This window comes from Nonomuraea thailandensis (assembly GCF_024172165.1).
In the GTDB taxonomy this organism is placed as follows: domain Bacteria; phylum Actinomycetota; class Actinomycetes; order Streptosporangiales; family Streptosporangiaceae; genus Nonomuraea; species Nonomuraea thailandensis.
In genome coordinates this window covers 8,610,472-8,627,706 of the sequence record NZ_JAMZEB010000002.1, presented here as the reverse complement: position 1 = coordinate 8,627,706, position 17,235 = coordinate 8,610,472, and the positions used below count along the sequence as shown (strand labels likewise).

The following is a 17,235-nucleotide window of genomic DNA, read 5'->3' as shown; positions in this document are numbered from 1 at the left end:
GGCGGCCAAGGGCGACGGCCGGGAAGGTCCGGAAACTTGGGTTCTGCGTCCTTCGGACCTACAGTCGGGGCCATGGACCGAAGACGGGTCGTGATCGTGGCCTACGAGGCTTCGGAGCTGCTCGAGATCGCGAGCATCACCTCGACGCTGGAGAGCGCCAACTGGCACGGCGCGCAGCCGTACTACGAGTATCGCGTCGCCACCCCCGGCGGTCACCCCATCACCACGGCCACGGCGCTGACCCTGAGCGCCCAGCTCGTCCTGGAGCGGGTCACGGGGCCGCTCGACACCGTCGTGGTCGCGGGCGGGATCGGCCACGAGGACGCCGCCGGCAACCCGCTCATCGTCAGCCACGTCCGCCGGCTCGCCAAGGAGAGCCGCCGCGTCGCCTCCGTCTGCACCGGCTCCTACATCCTGGCCGCCGCCGGCCTGCTCGACGGCCGGCGCGCCACCACGCACTGGCACCAGGCCGAGCGGATGGCCGAGCTCTACCCCGACGTCGTCGTGGACCCCGACCCGATCTTCATCAGGGACGGCAACGTCGCCACCTCCGCGGGCATCACCGCCGCCCTGGACCTCATGCTGGCCTTCGTGGAGGAGGACAACGGCACCGAGCTGGCCAGGACCGTCGCCAGGAACCTCGTCACCTACCTGCAACGACCCGGCGACCAGGCGCAGATGAGCATGTTCGTCAGCGCCCCCTCGCCCGCCAACAGCCTGGTCAAGCGCACCCTCGAACACATCTCGGCCCACCTGCGCGACGACCTGAGCACGGCCACGCTGGCGATCGAGGCGGGCGTCAGCGAGCGGCACCTGACCAGGCTCTTCCTCAAGCACCTCGGGCAGACGCCCGGCCGCTACGTCAGGCAGGCCCGCACCGAGGCCGCCGCCCACCTGCTCGCCTCCACCTCGCTGCCGATGGCGGCGGTGGCGGTGCGCTGCGGGTTCGGCACCGCCGAGACGCTGCGGCAGGCCTTCATCGACCGGTACGGCATCCCCCCCTCCCGCTACCGCCTGACGCAAGCGGTCGGCTGATCCCGGCTCTGGCTAGGGTGTCTGCGATGAACGGTGACCGGGTCGTGGGCGGCTACACGCTGCGGCGCCTGCTCGGCCGGGGCGGCATGGGCGAGGTGCACCTCGCCGCCACGCCCACGGGCGGCCTGGCCGCGGTCAAGCTCATCCATCCCCACCTGGCCGGGGATCCGGTGTTCCGGCGGCGGTTCGAGCGGGAGGCGGCGGCGGCCCGGCGGGTGGCCAGGTTCTGCACCGCGCCCGTGCTGGACGCCGGGATCGACGGGAACGTGGCCTACCTCGTCACCGAGTACGTCAAGGGGCCCGACCTGGCGCAGGCCGTGCACGAGCAGGGGCCGCTGTCAGGCGCGAACCTGGAGGCGCTGGCGGTGGGCGTCGCCACCGCGCTGAGCGCCATCCACGGGGCCGGGGTGATCCACCGCGACCTCAAGCCCTCCAACGTGCTGCTGTCGCCGCTGGGACCGCGCGTGATCGACTTCGGCGTCGCGCAGCTCGTCAACGACTCCATGGCCAGCCAGGCGATACTCGGGACGCCCGCGTTCATGGCGCCCGAGCAGGCGCGCGGGGAGCCGCTGACGCCCGCCGCCGACGTGTTCGCGTGGGGCGGGGTGATCGCGTTCGCCGGGACGGGCCGGCCGCCCTTCGGGAGCCCGCACTCCGAGGCGCTCTACCGGCTCCTGCATCGGGAGCCGTGGCTGGACGGGCTGGACGAAGGCATCCGGGGGGTGGTGGAGCGGGCGCTGGCCAAGGACGCGCGGCTGCGGCCCACGGCTCAGGAGCTGCTGGCCGAGTTGGTGGGCGGGACGCGCCTGGCCACGGCCACCCAGGTGGTCGAACGTACGTGGACGGGGGGCGTCCAGCGGCCCGTGGGCGCGGTGGCGGCCTCCGCCGAGCAGTCTGCAGCCGGGCCTGTCGGCAGGCGGCCCGAGGTCGTGGCGGCTTCCGGTGGGCGGCCCGAGGTCGTGGCGGCTTCCGGCGGGCGGCGGAGGAGGCGGTGGCCGTGGGTGGCGGCGGCCGGGAGCGCGGCTGCGCTGGTCGTCGCCGTCGCCGCCGTGACCCTGCCCGGCCTGGCCTCCCGGACCTGGCCGTACGAGGCCGGGTTCACGGACGGATGGGCCGTCGGCGCGTCCGACGCCGGCGACGCCCGCCTGGACGGCGCCGCCTACGAGCTGACCGTCGAGCCCGGCTGGCGGCTGTGGAAGTCGGCCCCCGTCCAGGAGCCGGAGAACGGGGTGATCGTCAGCGCCAAGGCCACCCTGGAGGAGGGCGAGGGGGAGTACGGTGTGTGGTGCCACGGCTCGGCGAGCTCCGGAGACCGTTACGAGTTCGGAGTGAGCGGCGCGGGCAAGGTGTCGATCGTCAAGCGCCGCACGGGCACCGGGGGCAGGATCCTGTACGGCCCGGCGGACGTGCCGAGGACGGCCGCCGACCGCGTCGTCGCGGAATGCGGCCAGAGCGGGAGCAAGGTGACCCTGCGGATGTGGCTGAACGAGAGCCTGGTCGCCGAGGTGTCCGACGCCGAGGAGCCGTACGGGCCCGGCGAGGCGGGCGTGCACGCGGCATCGAGCGCCACCGGGCAGGCCCGCGTGAGCTTCGAGACCTTCGCCGTCAGACCGGCGGCCGTCGCCGCCGGGCCGGCGTCCTCCGCGGTCGGACCGGCGACCGTGGCCGTCGGTCCGGCGACCGGCGCGTGAGGCCGAGGCGCCGGTGAACGTGCGCTTCGGCGTGCTCGGTCCGCTGCGCGTCGACGGCGGCCAGGCACCGGGACCGGCCAAGCACCGGACGTTACTGGCCGCGCTGCTGCTGTCGGCGCGCGAGCAGGTGCCGGTCGAGCGGCTCCTGTCCGCGGTCTGGGACGACCGGCCGCCCGCGTCCGCCGAGTCCGTGCTCCGCGTGTACGTCAGCGGGCTGCGCAAGGTCGTCGGCGGCATCCGTACCGTGCCCGGGGGTTACCTGCTCGACGTGGAGCGCGACGACGTGGACTGCCATCGCTTCGAACGGCTGGTCGCCGCGGCCAGGCAGGCCAGGCGGGCCGGGCGGGTGGCGGAGGCGGCCGACGGGCTCAGGGCGGCGCTGGGGCTGTGGCGGGGGCCGGTCGCGCTGGCGGACGTCGAGTCGTCGGCGCTGCGGCGGGCGCACGGCGTGCCGCTGGAGGAGCTGCGGCTGACCGCGCTGGAGGAGCGGGTGGAGCTCGACCTGCGGCTGGGGCGGGGCGCCGAGGTGGTGGGCGAGCTGCGGGCGCTGGTCGGGGCCCATCCGTTGCGCGAACGTGCCTGGGTCCGCCTGATCGAGGCGTTGCACCAGGCGGGGCGCAGGTCGGAGGCGCTGAACGCGTACCAGGACGTGCGGCGGACGCTGGTGGAGGAGCTCGGCCTGGAGCCCGGAGCGGAGCTGGTGGCCGCCCACCAGCACGTCCTGGACGACACCGCCACGGACCCGCCGGCCAGCGGCCGCAGTGCTGGACCGGGAGGTGCCCTGGATGAGCCGGTCAACGAGCTGCCGCCCGACATCTCGGACTTCGCCGGGCGGCGGGCGGTGCTCGACTGGGTCGCGCGGATGGCCGCCGAGCGCGCCCCGGCCCCCGTGCACCTGGTCCTGCACGGGCCGCCCGGCTGCGGCAAGTCGGCCGCCGCCGTGCGCGCCGCCACCGCCCTCGACCTCCCGGACGGCCGCCTGTACGCCGCTCTCGGCGCCCGCCCGCCCGGCGCCGTGCTGGAGGACCTGTTGCGGTCCCTCGGCTGCCCGGACGGCGCGGTGCCACCCGCGCTGGACGATCGGGTGCGGCTGTACCGCAGCATGACGGCCCGCAGGCGGCTGCTGGTCCTGCTGGACGACGCCGCCGACGAGGCCCAGGTACGCCCGCTGCTCCCCACGGGGCCCGGCAGCCTCACCCTGGTGACGAGCCGGTCGCCGCTGGCCGGGCTGGAGGCGGCGCGGGCGTACGAGCTGGGCCTGCTCGACGAGGACGAGGCCGTGGCGCTGCTCGGCGGCGTGGCCGGGCCCGAACGGGTACGCGCGGAGCCCGAGGCCGCGCTGCGCATCGTCCGGCTCTGCGGACACCTGCCCCTGGCCCTGCGCATCGCCGGGTCCCGGCTGGCCAGGAAGCCGGGCTGGACGCTCGCCCACCTGGCGGGGCGGCTCGGCGACGAGCGGCGCCGGCTCGACGAGCTCAGCGCCGGCGATCTCGCCGTACGCGGCAGCCTCGCCCTGGGTTACCGCGGCCTGCCGGACCCGGAGCGGCGGCTGCTGCGCCGGCTCGGCGCGCTGTCCGCGCCCGACTTCGCGCCCTGGGCGCTGGGCGCGGACCTGGAGCCGCTGGTCGAGGCGGGGCTGCTGCAGTCGCGCGGGCTGGACGAGGCGGGTCAGGAACGGTACGGGTGGCACGACCTGACCCGGCTGTACGCGGCCGAACGCCTGGCCGAGGAGGACGGCGGACAGGGCCGGGTGCTGGCGGCCCTGGCGGGCGAGATCCTGGAACGGACCCGCCACGCCCGCGAAGCCCTCCTCCCGGCGGAGCCCGGCACCGGCCGCACCGAGATCCACCTCCCCGGGCCCTCCGACGCCCCGCTGCCCGGAGCGGACGGCCCGGCCTGGGACCCGGGGCCTCCTGGAGGCGGCGGAGCGGCCGCGGGCGGGCATCCCTTCGCCGGCCGCGCGGGATGGTCGCGGCGGGGCGGTGACGGGCTGGAGACGGGGTGGTTGCGGCAGGAGGCGCGCTGGCTGAGCGCCGAGCGCCGGTTCCTGGTGGCGACGGTCGAGGACTTCTTCAAGGCCGCCCTGTACGAGGCCGCGTGGCGGCTGGCCTTCTACCTGACCCCGCTGTTCGAGCTGGGCGCGCACCACGACGACTGGCACGCGGCGACGGCGACCGGGCTGGACGCGGCCAGGGCGGCGGGCCACCGGCAGGGCGAGGCCCTCCTGCTGCGCGGCCTGGCCGACCTGCACCGGGCGGAGGGCCGCATGGACGCGGCGGCCGCGGCGCTGAGGGCGGCCCAGCCCCTCGTGGACGGGCTGGAGCTGGCGCGGATCACCCTCCGCCTGGGTCTGATCCAGGCCGCGGTGGACCGTCACCGGCCGGAGCCCGAGGCGGAGGGTGGCGCGGGTGGGCGGTGGACGGCGCGGGGGCAGGGCGGCGCGGGTGGGCGGCGGTCGGCGCGGGAGCTGGAGGCGGAGCGGGCGTTCGGGCGCGCGTTGCGGGTGTTCGAGGAGGCCGGCGACCGGCGGGGGCGGGCCGAGGCGTTGCGGGCGCTCGGCTCCCTGCACGGGGACGAGAGCACGCTGAACGAGGGCCTGGCCGCGTACCAGGAGCTGGGTGACCTGCGTGGGGAGGCGGAGGCGCTGCTCGACCTGGCCAGGCTGCATCTCACCGCGCGCCGCCACCACCAGGCCCGCGACTGCGTGGAGCGGCGGCTGGGGATCAACCGCCGCCTCGGCGACCGGCTCCCCGAGGCGGCGGCGCTGCTCGTGCTGGCCGAGGTCGAGGAGGCGGAGGGCGTCCCGGCAGCCGCGGTGGACGCGGCGCGGGCGGCGCTGGAGACGTTCACCGCGTACGGGGACCGCAGGAATGCCGAACGGGCCCGTCAGGCACTGGCACGGGCCGGGCGGTTGAGGCCCTGATGGGAGGTATGGAAGAGTTTGACGGCCTCGGTGCTGAGCGGATCAAGGCCGAGGGCGGCAGGCTCGCGCGGGAGGCCGGCAGGCGGCGTGGTCGGTGGATACAGCCGACTATGCGGATCCTGAAGGTCGCCTCCGTAGGGTGAGGGCCACATCCCCGACATACGAAGGTGACCAGGTAATGCGAAAGACGTTCGCGCTGGCTGTCACGGCGATCGTGCTGGCAGGGTGCGGCATGTTGCCGGGCCGGCAGGGCGGAGGCGGTGAGGAGCGGCAGTCGCAGGCCGCGGCGGAGGGGCAGCCGGCGTCCACGTCCGCGTCCGCGGCTCCCACGGGGCAGGCGCCCGAGCGCAGCGCGCCGCCGCAGGACACCGCGGTGATCGCCGGCCGCGAGGTCAAGGTCGGCGCGGGCGACATGTACGGCAAGGCGCGGGTCGACATCACCGCGCTCAGGCGCCAGGGCCGCACCCTGAGCCTCAACTGGACGGTCACCGCCACCGAGGGCAAGGTCAACCTGCACAACGGCCTGGGTGGAGGCCCGCTGGACTTCACGGTCTCGGCCGTCTCCCTGATCGACCCGGTCAACGCCAAGCGCTACCGGGTGGCCCGCAACGGCACCGGCCAGGGCGCGGAGTGCGTCTGCTCCGGCACGCAGGGGCAGTTCCTGGAGCCGGAGGAGGCCTCCACGTTGTACGCGGTGTTCGCGGCCCCGCCGGCGGACGTCACGAAGATCAACATCGAGATGCCGATGTTCGGCGTGTTCACCGATGTTCCGATCTCTTAGCGTCGCGCTGACCCTCGTCCTGTCGCCCACCCCCGTCCCCAGCCCGCCCGCGGACGCCACCGGCGCCGTCGAGGACCTCGTCCTGCCCGTCGAGGACATCGTGGGCGAGGTCGAGTCCATGGACGGCACCGAGAGCGAGAGCAAGGTGGGGCGGGAGGTGACGGTGGCGGTGACCAGCGACGTGCTGTTCGCGCTGGACAAGTGGCGGCTCACCGCCAAGGCCAGGCAACGGCTGGCCAAGGTCGCCGAGAAGGTCGAGGCCGAAGGGGCCGGCGGGGTGGTCAGGATCGAGGGGCACACCGACGACCAGGGCAGCGACTCCTACAACGTGACGCTGTCGCAGCGGCGCGCGCAGGCCGTCGAGAGCGCGATGCGGAAGCTGCTGGCGGCGGCGGGCGTGACGCTGGAGGCGCGCGGCTACGGCGAGAGCCGGCCCAAGGTGCCCAATGTGATCGACGGCAAGCCCGTGGAGCCGAACCGGGCCAGGAACCGGCGCGTCGAGATCGTCTTCACCGCCAAGCAGTGACCCCGGTGCCCGCCTGCGGTCGGCGCGCCCGCGAAGGGACGCGGGCGGCGCAGGACCGGTCGCCGGGTCGCCGGTGCGGGACCGGGGCCGTCACTCGCCCGCGAGTTGCCCCAGCGTCACGGTGACCGTCTGGGTCTGGCCGTTCGAGCGGGTCACCCCCACTCGGGCGCGGTCGCCCGGCTTGAGCGTGGTGATGGTCTCGGCCAGGACGGCCATCGTCGGCGTGTCCGTGTCGTTGATCGAGGTGATCACGTCGCCCGCGCGGATGCCCGCCTTCTCGGCGCCCCCGCCCCGCTCGACGCTGGCCACCCCGACCCCGGTCGGCTGGCCGTCGGAGCCGATGACCGTGCTGCCCCGGATGCCCAGGGCGGCGCGGTGGCTGTTGGTGACCTTGCCGTGCTCGACGATCTGCCGGGCGATGTCCGTGGCCGTGTTGCTCGGGATCGCGAAGCCGATGCCCGGCGCGGCGCCTCCGCCCAGAGCGGGGTCGGTGGCCGCGAGCGTCGGGATGCCGATCACGTGACCTGACAGGTCCACGAGCGCGCCGCCGCTGTTGCCCGGGTTGATCGCGGCGGAGGTCTGGATCGCGCCGGCGATGGTGGCGCCGGGCGAGTCGGGGTTCTGCGGCTCGGTGACCGTACGGCCGAGCGCGGAGACGATGCCGTTCGTGACGCTGCCGGACAATCCCAGCGGGTTGCCCATGGCCAGCACGATCTGCCCCACCCGCAGCTTCGAGGAGTCGCCGAAGCGGGCCGGTCTGAGCCCGTCGGGCCGGTCCACCTTGATCACGGCCAGGTCCCCTGCGGCGAACGACCTGACCAGCTTGGCCGATCGCGGCGGCCCGCCGGTGGCGATGGTGACGTTCATCTGCGTGGCCTGCCCGACCACGTGCGCGTTGGTGACGATGTGGCCCTTGGTGTCGAACACGATGCCGGACCCCAGCCCGACCTTCGTGTTGATCTGCACGATGGACGGCAGGACGTCCGAGATGACCTTCTCGTACGCCGACTCCAGCGCCTGCGGCGACATGGTGGGCGAGGCCGTGGACGTGCGCGGTGTCGTGGGCGAGGCCGTGGGGGAGGACGGCGCGGACGGGCTGACGGTGCCTGTGGTGGTAGGGGGAGGCCCGCAGCCGGCGACCAGTACGGCTGCGGCGGCCAGTCCCGCGACGATCTCCCTCATGGGGAGATCCTGCCCAGCTCAGCTCGAAAGATACGCTTCCCGGACGTTTCGCCTGCTCAGCTTGCCCGTCGGCGTCCGGGGCAGGGACTCCCGGTACTCGATGAGCCGGGGGTGTTTGAGCCTGGCCAGCCGGGGCGCGCAGTGCCGCAGCAGCTCGGCCGTGAGCTCCTCGCCGCCGGTGACCCCGGCCACCGGCTGGACGAGCGCCACCACCTTCTGCCCCCACTCGGGATCGGGCACCCCGATCACCGCCACGTCGGATACGGAGGGGTGCTCCAGCAGCGCCGCCTCGATCTCGGCCGGGTAGATGTTGACGCCGCCGGAGATGATCAGGTCGGTCCGGCGGTCCAGCAGGAACAGGTAGCCGTCCTCGTCGAGGTAGCCGATGTCGCCCGGCGTGTAGTCGCGCCCGCGCATGGCCGCGGCTGTCTTGTCCGGGTCGCCGTGGTACTCGAAGCGGTTGATGCCGCCGATGTAGACGAGCCCGGGCGAGCCCGGCGGCACCTCGTCGCCGTCCTCGTCCACGATCGTGAACGTCATCCCGTCCAGCGCCCTGCCGACCGTGCCGGGCCTGGCCAGCCACTCCTGGGAGGAGACCATGGTCGCCACGGCGGCCTCGGTGGAGCCGTAGTACTCCCAGACCACCGGCCCGAGCCAGTCGATCATCGCCTGCTTGGTGGCCGGCGGGCACGGGGCGGCCCCGTGGTAGAGATGGGTGAGGGACGACAGGTCGTACGACTCCCGGTCGGGCACCGCCAGCAGCCGGTGGAACATCGTGGGCACCATGAACGCGTTCGTCACCCGGTACCGCTGGATCAGCTCCAGCGCGGCGGCGGCCTCGAACCGCTCGGGCGCCACGATCGAGTGCCCGAACTGCAGCGCCATCATGGCCTGCCCGTACGGCGCCGAGTGGTAGAGCTGCGAGCACACCAGGTGCACCCCGCCCATGGGCAGCCCGAAGTGCCGCCAGCTCTTGCGCAACAGGATCGGGTACAGCTCCTCCGGCGTCAGGTCCAGCAGCCGCCGGCGCACGCCCTTGGGCCGTCCGGTGGTGCCCGAGGTGTAGAGCATCATCGATCCGGCCCGCCGGTGGCCGGGCGTGGTGGCGGGCCGGCCCGCGACGAGCTCGTCCACCGTGAGGGCGTCCGGCGCGATCACCACCTTGGCGCCGCAGTCGCCCACGATGTAGTCGATCTCCTCGGCGGTGAAGTGCCAGTTGACAGGGACGAGATAGGCCCCGATCTGGTACGTCGCCAGCATCATGGTCAGCGCGTCGGCCCCGTTCTTCAGCACGGTGACCACGCAGTCGCCCGGCGCGACTCCGCGCGAGGTCAGGCCGTTGGAGGCGCGGTTGACGCGGTCGAGCAGGCGTCCGTAGGTGATGCCCTCGTCGCCGAGGAGGGCGGGGCGTTCAGGGTCGTTGGCGGCGATCTCGTAGAAACCCCTCATGTTGGCAGACCTTACAGAATTAGATTCTGCTGGGGGAATAGAGGAATTATCCCGCTCTCTCGTGACGTAACCTCAAGGCCATGGCGGACGACGGCGAGCGCAGGCGCACCTATGATTCACCCACCACCCCGTTCCGCAAGGTCGTCCTGCCCGCGGAGGAGACGATCAGGATCTCGCGGCCGCCCGCGCCGGGGCCGTCCAGCCCGGTGAAGTCGCCGGAGCAGGCCGAGGAGCAGCCCGCCGACGAGCCGCCCGCTCAGAACGGCGGCCAGTCCGCCGCCAAGAGCGGCCGGTCGACCGATCAGAAGGGCGGCCGTCCGGCCGACCAGCCCGCCGACCAGCCCGCCGATCAGCCCAACGGTCAGCCGACCGATCAGCCCAACGGCAAGCCGACCGGTCAGGCTTCCGCCAAGGCGCCGGCGAAGACGCCGGCCCCGGCTCCCGGCCAGTCGCCCGGCCAGTCGCCCGGCAAGATGGTGGCCCCCGCGCCGAGCCGGACCCCGAAACGGCAACCGCCGAGCGGACCGTCCGCGCAGCCGCCGAGCGGGCCCTCGGCCCAGCCGCCGAGCGGGCCTTCCGCCCAGCCCCCGGGCCAGGCGCCGACAGGCGCGCCGGCTCCCGGCCAGGGACCAGGCCAGAGCCGGCATCCGGGTCAGGCGCAGGGCCCGGCCCCAGGTCAGGGCGTGAGTCACGGTCAGGGCCCGGGTTCCGGTCAGGGCATGGGCCACGGTCAGGGCCCGGGGCCTGGTCAGGGCGCGGGGCCCGGTCACGGCCCGGGGCCGATGCAGAACCCGGGGCCGATGCAGGGCCAGGGTGCGGGGCTGCGGCTGGGCCAGCCGCCTCAGCAGCAGTACCTGCAGCCCCCGCCGCCCGTCCCCCCGCTCCCTCCGGAGCCCAGGGCCCGCCGTTTCGGCGACATCCCGATGAAGGCGGTCTACCTGGTCGGCGCCATCCTCGGCACGGTCGTGGCCGTGCTGCTGGTGTTCGTCGTGTTCCGCGGCGACGTCCCCGCCAACCAGGAGCCGTCCGAGCAGGTCGTCCGGGTCGCGCCGGTGCCGTCCGTCACGGCGACGCCGACGGTGTCGACCAGCCCGACCCCCACCGAGACGCCGATCGTGCTGCCTCCGGTGCCCGACTCCAAGAAGTACGCCACGCTGTCCGGCACGGCCTCCACGGTGTCCGGCACGATCACCGACAAGAACAGCGGCATCTCCTACCCGAGGCTGGCCTCGCCGTGGAAGGCGAAGTCGTTCCCGCCGTTCTCGATCGCGCAGCGCATCGGCAAGGTCGCCGTCCCGCACACGGTGATCGCCTCCGCCATGTACCCGGGCGAGTCGCCGGAGGAGAAGCCCACCTCGAACGCCGACTACCGCGAGATCGCCACCCAGGCGGCCCGCTGGACGATCCGCACCCAGTACCCCGCGGGCGCCAAGCTCGACGAGTGGACCGCCTCGCAGAAGATCCCGGTCGGCAAGGGCTGGACGCTGGGTTACAAGGTCACCTACACCGTCGGCGGCAAGGAGCAGGAGGCTCAGGCGATGGTGACGGTCATCGAGGTGGGCAAGACGAAGCCGGCGATGCTCATGGCCTCGATCCCCGAGACGAACAAGACCCGCTGGCGCGACCTGAACACGCTGGTCCAGCAGGTGCGTCCGCTGTAGGAAGCCCAGGAAAGGCAGCGCGGGAGAGCGGTATGCCAGAAGCATCCTCTAGAATATGATTCTGGGCATGACTCGGACCTGGCTGGAGGATGGACAATGGCGATCGGGTTGAGCGAGGAGCACGAGGCGCTCCGCGAGTCGGTGAGCGGCTGGGCTGAGCGGAACATCCCCTCGGAGCTGCTGCGCGCCGGGACCGAAGGGCGTCCCGCGTTCTGGTCCGGCCTGGCCGAGCAGGGGCTGCTCGGCCTGCACGTGCCCGAGGAGTACGGCGGCTCCGGCTACGGGCTCCTGGAAGCGGCCGTGGCCGTCGAGGCGCTGGCCGAGCGCATGGCGCCGGGGCCGTTCGTGCCGACCGTGCTGGCCAGCGCGGTGATCAACGCCTCCAAGCGCCGCGAGCACCTGGAGTCGTTCGTGGACGGCACGCTGACCGCCGCCGTCGCGCTGACCGGCACGCTGACCGGCACCCGCCGCGAGGACGGCTCCCTGGTCGTCTCCGGCACGGCCGAGCCCGTGCTCGGCGGCTCGCTGGCCGACTCGCTGGTGCTGCCGGTCAGCACGCCCGAGGGTGAGGAGTGGGTGCTCGTCGACGCCTCCTCCGCCACCGTCACCGAGATCAAGTCGCTCGACCTGACCAGGCCGGTCGCCAAGGTGGAGCTGTCGGAGGCGGTCGTCCCCGCCGAGGGCGTCCTGGACGGCGTCGAGACCTCCGACGTGCGCGACCTGGCCGCGATCCTGCTCGGCGCCGAGGCGGCGGGCGTGGCCTCCTGGTGCGTGACGGCCGCCGCCGAGTACGCCAAGGTACGCGTCCAGTTCGGCCGCCCGATCGGCCAGTTCCAGGGCATCAAGCACAAGCTGTCGCGCATGCTGGTCGCGCTGGAGCAGGCCCGCGCCACCGTGTGGGACGCCACCCGCGCCGAGGGCCAGGAGCTGCGGTTCGCCGCCGCCGTGGCCGGGGTCATGGCCCCTGACGCCGCCGTGCGGTGCGCCAAGGACGCCATCCAGACCTTCGGCGGCATCGGCTACACCTTCGAGCACGACGTGCACCTCTACTACCGCCGCGCGCTCACCCTGCGCGCCCTGCTCGGCTCGTCGGCCGAGTGGGCGGCGACCGTGACCGAGCTGTCCCTGCAGGGCGTCTCCCGCGAGATGGAGATCGACCTGCCCGAGGGCGCCGAGGCGCTGCGCGAGTCGATCCGCGCCGAGATCGCGGAGATCGCCAAGCTGGAGGGCAAGGAGCAGAAGCGGGCCCTGGCCGATCAGGGGTTCGTCATGTCGCACCTGCCCAAGCCGTGGGGCCGCGACGCCAAGCCGCTGGAGCAGGTGCTGATCGCGCAGGAGCTCAAGGCCGCCAGGGTGCGCCTGCCCGCCATGATCATCGGCGCCTGGGTGGTGCCGTCGATCGCCGCGTACGGCACCGTCGAGCAGCAGCAGCGCTTCCTGCCCAAGACGCTCAGCGGCGAGCTGATCTGGTGCCAGCTCTTCTCCGAGCCCGGCGCCGGCTCCGACCTGGCCTCGCTGCAGATGAAGGCGGAGAAGGTCGAGGGCGGCTGGAAGCTCAACGGCCAGAAGATCTGGACGTCCGTCGCCCACGTGGCGGAGTGGGGCATCTGCATCGCCCGTAACTCCAGCGAGGGCTCCAAGCACGAGGGCATCACGTACTTCCTGGTCGACATGAAGGCTCCGGGCGTCACGGTCAGGCCGCTGACCGAGATGACCGGCGAGAACCTGTTCAACGAGGTCTTCCTCGACGACGTGTTCGTGCCGGACGACCTGGTCGTGGGCGAGGTCGGCGAGGGCTGGAAGGTGGCCCGCAACACGCTGTCCAACGAGCGCGTCTCGCTGTCGTCCGGCTCGGGCGGCACCGGCGCGTCCGTGCCCGACCTGCTGGGCCTGGTCGGGCGGCTGGGCCGGGAGCTGACGCCGGTCGAGGCGCAGACGGTGGCCGAGGTGGTCTGCGAGGGGCACTCGATCAACGCGCTGTCGTTGCGGGTGACGCTCAAGCAGCTCGCCGGGGCCGAGCCGGGCGCGGACGCCTCCGTACGGAAGCTGCTGTCCACCTCGCACGCCCAGCACGTCTCCGAGACCGCGGTGGAGCTGGTCGGCGCCGCTGCCGTGACCGCCGCGGACATGAAGCTCGGCGACGCCGGCTACTGGAACCGGGCCGTGCTGGCCACCCGGGCGATGACCATCTACGGCGGCACCACGGAGGTGCAGCTCAACATCATCGGCGAGCGCATGCTGGGCCTGCCGAGGGACCCGGAGCCGGGCAAGTAGGCCCGGTCGATCACTCCGCGGACCGCGGAGGAACGGCCGCCCCGTCCTCGTCGGGGACGGGGTGGCCGATCCTGATCTCCCCGACGCAGGCGTCAGGGCCGCCGTCCGTGCGGAGGGCGAGCTCGGCGCCCTCGCCGGGGATCCGGGCGAACGTCCTGCCCAGGTCCTTGCCGGCGCGCACCTGCGTGACCCCGAGCCCGAGCCGTACCGACAGGGTGGTCTCCGCGCTGTTCAGGTAGGTGATCTGCGCGGTGTACGCGCCGCCGGGCAGCCGCCCCGGCAGGCGGAAGCGGACCTCGTCCGGGCCGACCGGCACGCAGTTCCCGCGCTGCGGGACGCGCAGGCCCCGGATGGCGACCGGGCGCAGGCGGCCTCGCGCGTCGAACGTCATCGGCTGCTGCACGGGGCCGGAGAGCTCGCGCTGCCACGTCACCGGCCACGGGTCCGGCACGCCGAGGAGCTTGGAGTGCAGGGCGTAGTCGTGGAAGAAGGCGGCGGCGGCGACCCCTGGCGGCACGTGCGTGTCGAGCACGACCGTGCCCTCCGGCACGCGGGAGAGCGCCTGCCTGGCGGTGGCGACGTAGCCGCGGACGGTGGCGCCGAGCGGGCGGTCGGCGTACGCGGCCACCGACCAGACCGACCCGGCCGTGACGGCGGCGGCCAGCGGCGCCCAGGCCCACCTGAGGCGGGTGCGCGGGCGCAGCCAGGGCCGTTCCTCGCCCTCCAGCGGGATGAACGCCAGCCCGAGCACGACGGCGACGACCGTGGCGGTGGCGGCCAGGTACCGCAGCTCGTACCCGAGGATGCCGGGCCCGAGCAGCTCGATCCGGCCCAGCAGCACCGGCACCACGTCGGCGAGCAGGAAGTAGCCGAGCAGCACCAGCCACGCCAGCCAGGCCCGGCGCCGCCACCGCACCGACACGGCCACCACGGCCGCCACGACCGCCAGCCCGATCCAGACCAGCGGCTCCGGCGGGGCGGCCATCGCGTAGTCGTCCCCGATCGGCCGCCACTGCCACGGCCCGCCCAGCGCCGACGGGATCAGGCCGCGCGAGCCCAGCATCCAGAAGAACTCGCCCGCCACGCCGGCGTCCGGCAGGCCGGGGGTCTGCGTCGCGTTGTTGATCTGCACGGAGCTGTAGAGCCCGGTGAAGAAGACGTACGAGTACGCGGCCAGCAGCCCCGCGTACGGCACCCAGGCCCGCCACAGCCGCATCCAGCCCGGCGTCAGCCAGCCGGCGGTGATCACCAGCATCAGCACCGGGACGAACGCGGCCTTGACGAAGAAGACCAGCCCGAACAGCGTCCACGCGCAGGCCGCCACCACGTGCCGGACCCGGCCGTCACGCACGTACAGCAGGTGCGAGGACAGCGCCATCGGCAGCGCCAGCTGCAGCGGCAGCGTCTCCAGCACCGCCGCCCACCACGACAGCGACGGGATCGTCATGGGCGTCAGCAGGTAGAACCCGAGCGGCACCAGGATCGCCGGCCGTGCCCCGAACAGCAGCCACAGCAGTCGCAGCAGCGCCAGGCTCGCCCCGGCCTGCAGCGTGATCGTCATCGAGTGGGCCAGCAGCTCGTTGTAGCCGCCGAGGCGGGCCATCGCCCACGAGATGCCGAACCCGCCAGGCAGCAGGTGGCCCACGTCCACCCACATGAGGTAGTCCCAGGTGAAGCCGCTCTCCTGGCCCCTGATGATGTAGTGGAAGTCGTCCTGGCGGAAGAACGTCCGCCTGACCAGCTCGAACTTCCACACGAGCTGCACCGCCACCATCACGAGCCCGGTCGCGAGCACGGCGTCGCCGCCGCGTGATCGCATCCCCTGCACGGTCATGGCCCCCAGCCTCCCGTCACCGGCGAGGGTAACCACGCGGCGGTGATCAAGGGAATGGCCGTGGCTCTGTTGTGATGTCATTGCGGGATGCCGTACACCGCCCGAGCCGGGCTCGCCGCCGCCCTCCTCGGGCTGGCGCTCGGCTGCCTGGCGCTCGGGCCGGCCCTGGGGTGGGGGTTCACGCTGCTCCAGGACATGGTGTTCGTGCCGGACCCGGCGTTCTCCCGGTTCACGTTCGGGCTGGCGGGCGGCGCGGCGCGAGTGGTGCCGAGCGACGCCGTCGTGACCGCCCTGGCGCAGGTGCTGCCCGCCGAGCTGGTGCAGAAGGCGATCCTGCTGGGGATCTTCGTGCTGGGCTGCTCGGGCGCGGCGCTGCTGCTGCCGTCGCAGTCGCTGGGGCCGAGGCTGGTGGCGGGCGCCTTCTACGTGTGGAACCCGTACGTGGCCGAGCGGCTGCTGATCGGGCAGTGGGCGCTGCTGCTCGGGTACGCCGGGCTGCCCTGGGTGGTGCGGGCCGTCCGGTCGGGGCGCAGGATCGTGCCCGCCGTGCTGCCGGCGGCGGTGGGCGGGTTCGCGGCGATGACGGTCACGGCTCTCACGGCGCTTCCCGTGGCACGGGGGAAGGCCCTGGTGCGGGTGGTGGCGGTGCTGGCGGTGTTCAGCCTGCCGTGGCTGATCCCGACGGCGCTGCGGCCCCAGGGCATCGAAGGCGACGCCGCCGGCGTGGAGGCCTTCGCGGCCAGGGCCGACACGCCGTTCGGCGCCGTGGGGAGCCTGCTGTCGCTGGGCGGGATCTGGAACGCGCACGCGGTGCCGCCCGGCTACGAGACCGTGGTGGGGGCGGTGGCCAGGCTGGCGCTCACCCTCGTCGGGGTCGTCGCGTTCCTGCGGGCGGACGTGCCGTACAAGCGGGGGCTGGCCGCGGCGGCGGCGATCGGGCTGGGCGTGGCGTGCGTCGGGGTGAGCGAGCCGGGCCGGGCGGCGTTCGCGTGGGTCGTGGTGGAGGTGTGGGGCGGGTTCGCGGTGTTCAGGGACGCCCAGCAGTACGTGGCACCGCTGGCGCTGGTGGCGGCGCTGGGGCTGGGGCTGCTGGCCGAGCGGGTGGCGCGGCACCGGGTGTGGGTGGGCGCGCTGGCGCTGGTGCCGGTGGCCGTGCTGCCGACCATGGCGTGGGGCTCGCTGGGGCGGCTCGGGGCCGTGCCGTACCCGGAGAGCTGGACGGTCGCGCGGGAGGTCATCCGGCGCGATCGGGAGCCGGGGGACGTGCTGGTGCTGCCGTTCGAGTCGTACCGGCAGTTCCCGTGGAACGGCGGGCGGGCGGTGCTGGATCCGGCGCAGCGCTTCTTCGCGACGCCGGGCCGGCGGGTGGTCTCCAACGACGCCGTACGGGTGGGCGATCTGGTCGTCAGGAGCGAGGACCCGCGCGTCCAGGGGCTAGAACACGTACTAGAAGGAGCCTCACCCGACCTGCCGGGGGCGGGGTTTCGCTACGTGATAGTCGACGCGGGGACAGGTGAAGAGCGACAGCGCTTCGGTATGTGGCTACGGAGCGCGAGGGTCCTGGTCGATACCCGTGACCTGCGGTTGTACCGATTCGACGGTCCCGTGTCGCGGGTTCCGTCCGAATAGGTACGCTGATCAGCGACTTTGTTAAGATTTCGTCTAGCTACTTCCGAGTAGCAAGAATTGGTTCTAGGTTTAGGGACGCCCGCACCAATGTCCGCTCGAGGAGGAACCCCGTGATCAAGATCCTCTTAGCAGCGATGATCGGCGTCGCCGTTGCGGCACTCGTGGCGACGGTCACCACCGTCACCTTCACCGGCGCCACCGCCACGCCGGTCAACCAGCCGCTCTACAACTACGGCGACCGGTAATCAGA

Annotated in this window: 12 protein-coding genes; 9 read left to right on the top strand and 3 right to left on the bottom strand. The window is 73.5% G+C overall.

Features of this window, described 5'->3' with window-relative positions:
• Nucleotides 1–72: 72 nt before the first annotated feature.
• From HD597_RS43350 to HD597_RS43330, 5 genes are all read left to right on the top strand, one after another.
• On the top strand, nt 73–1,035 hold the full coding sequence (locus HD597_RS43350; RefSeq protein WP_253751479.1) for a GlxA family transcriptional regulator: 963 nt from the start codon (nt 73–75) through the stop codon (nt 1,033–1,035).
• A 26-nt stretch (nt 1,036–1,061) separates the two neighbouring features.
• On the top strand, nt 1,062–2,726 hold the full coding sequence (locus tag HD597_RS43345; RefSeq protein ID WP_253751476.1) for a serine/threonine-protein kinase: 1,665 nt from the start codon (nt 1,062–1,064) through the stop codon (nt 2,724–2,726).
• Between the two features lie 13 nt (nt 2,727–2,739).
• The gene (locus HD597_RS43340) at nt 2,740–5,649 is read left to right on the top strand and encodes an AfsR/SARP family transcriptional regulator (RefSeq protein ID WP_253751473.1); all 2,910 of its coding nucleotides are present in this window, start codon (nt 2,740–2,742) and stop codon (nt 5,647–5,649) included.
• Nucleotides 5,650–5,827: 178 nt separating this feature from the next.
• Nucleotides 5,828–6,430: a hypothetical protein gene (locus tag HD597_RS43335; RefSeq protein WP_253751470.1), complete on the top strand. Its 603-nt coding sequence runs from the start codon at nt 5,828–5,830 to the stop codon at nt 6,428–6,430.
• Nucleotides 6,414–6,956, top strand: a complete 543-nt coding sequence (locus HD597_RS43330) for an OmpA family protein (protein WP_253751467.1) — start codon at nt 6,414–6,416, stop codon at nt 6,954–6,956. The genes HD597_RS43335 and HD597_RS43330 overlap by 17 nt, the downstream gene beginning before the upstream one ends.
• Nucleotides 6,957–7,046: 90 nt before the next feature.
• Here HD597_RS43330 and HD597_RS43325 read toward each other — a convergent pair whose 3' ends face one another.
• Both HD597_RS43325 and HD597_RS43320 read right to left on the bottom strand, forming a co-directional pair.
• Complete coding sequence (locus HD597_RS43325; protein ID WP_253751465.1) at nt 7,047–8,138, bottom strand: S1C family serine protease; 1,092 nt, start codon at nt 8,136–8,138, stop codon at nt 7,047–7,049.
• A gap of 18 nt (nt 8,139–8,156) precedes the next feature.
• Nucleotides 8,157–9,587, bottom strand: coding sequence for an AMP-binding protein (locus HD597_RS43320; RefSeq protein ID WP_253751462.1), 1,431 nt, complete (start codon nt 9,585–9,587; stop codon nt 8,157–8,159).
• An 80-nt stretch (nt 9,588–9,667) separates the two neighbouring features.
• Between HD597_RS43320 and HD597_RS43315 the strand changes: the two genes are divergently transcribed.
• Nucleotides 9,668–11,248, top strand: a complete 1,581-nt coding sequence (locus HD597_RS43315; protein WP_253751459.1) for a hypothetical protein — start codon at nt 9,668–9,670, stop codon at nt 11,246–11,248.
• A 96-nt stretch (nt 11,249–11,344) separates the two neighbouring features.
• A complete protein-coding gene (locus HD597_RS43310) occupies nt 11,345–13,522 on the top strand; it encodes an acyl-CoA dehydrogenase family protein (RefSeq protein ID WP_253751456.1) in 2,178 nt (725 codons plus the stop codon).
• Between the two features lie 10 nt (nt 13,523–13,532).
• Here HD597_RS43310 and HD597_RS43305 read toward each other — a convergent pair whose 3' ends face one another.
• On the bottom strand, nt 13,533–15,356 hold the full coding sequence (locus HD597_RS43305) for a hypothetical protein (protein ID WP_253751453.1): 1,824 nt from the start codon (nt 15,354–15,356) through the stop codon (nt 13,533–13,535).
• Nucleotides 15,357–15,443: 87 nt separating this feature from the next.
• Here HD597_RS43305 and HD597_RS43300 point away from each other — a divergent pair, with 87 nt between their 5' ends.
• Nucleotides 15,444–16,985, top strand: a complete 1,542-nt coding sequence (locus tag HD597_RS43300; RefSeq protein WP_253751450.1) for an MmpA family trehalose lipid delivery protein — start codon at nt 15,444–15,446, stop codon at nt 16,983–16,985.
• A gap of 110 nt (nt 16,986–17,095) precedes the next feature.
• Nucleotides 17,096–17,230, top strand: coding sequence for a hypothetical protein (locus HD597_RS65195; protein WP_272894589.1), 135 nt, complete (start codon nt 17,096–17,098; stop codon nt 17,228–17,230).
• Nucleotides 17,231–17,235 lie beyond the last annotated feature (5 nt).

Excerpts from the sequence above, each read along its gene's own strand:
- HD597_RS43300 (WP_253751450.1), top strand. The coding sequence starts at position 15,444 with ATGCCGTACACCGCCCGAGCCGGGCTCGCCGCCGCCCTCCTCGGGCTG.
- HD597_RS43350 (WP_253751479.1), top strand. The coding sequence starts at position 73 with ATGGACCGAAGACGGGTCGTGATCGTGGCCTACGAGGCTTCGGAGCTG.
- HD597_RS43310 (WP_253751456.1), top strand. The coding sequence starts at position 11,345 with ATGGCGATCGGGTTGAGCGAGGAGCACGAGGCGCTCCGCGAGTCGGTG.
- HD597_RS43335 (WP_253751470.1), top strand. The coding sequence starts at position 5,828 with ATGCGAAAGACGTTCGCGCTGGCTGTCACGGCGATCGTGCTGGCAGGG.
- HD597_RS43325 (WP_253751465.1), bottom strand. The coding sequence starts at position 8,138 with ATGAGGGAGATCGTCGCGGGACTGGCCGCCGCAGCCGTACTGGTCGCC.
- HD597_RS43345 (WP_253751476.1), top strand. The coding sequence starts at position 1,062 with ATGAACGGTGACCGGGTCGTGGGCGGCTACACGCTGCGGCGCCTGCTC.
- HD597_RS43330 (WP_253751467.1), top strand. The coding sequence starts at position 6,414 with ATGTTCCGATCTCTTAGCGTCGCGCTGACCCTCGTCCTGTCGCCCACC.
- HD597_RS43315 (WP_253751459.1), top strand. The coding sequence starts at position 9,668 with ATGGCGGACGACGGCGAGCGCAGGCGCACCTATGATTCACCCACCACC.
- HD597_RS43305 (WP_253751453.1), bottom strand. The coding sequence starts at position 15,356 with ATGACCGTGCAGGGGATGCGATCACGCGGCGGCGACGCCGTGCTCGCG.
- HD597_RS43320 (WP_253751462.1), bottom strand. The coding sequence starts at position 9,587 with ATGAGGGGTTTCTACGAGATCGCCGCCAACGACCCTGAACGCCCCGCC.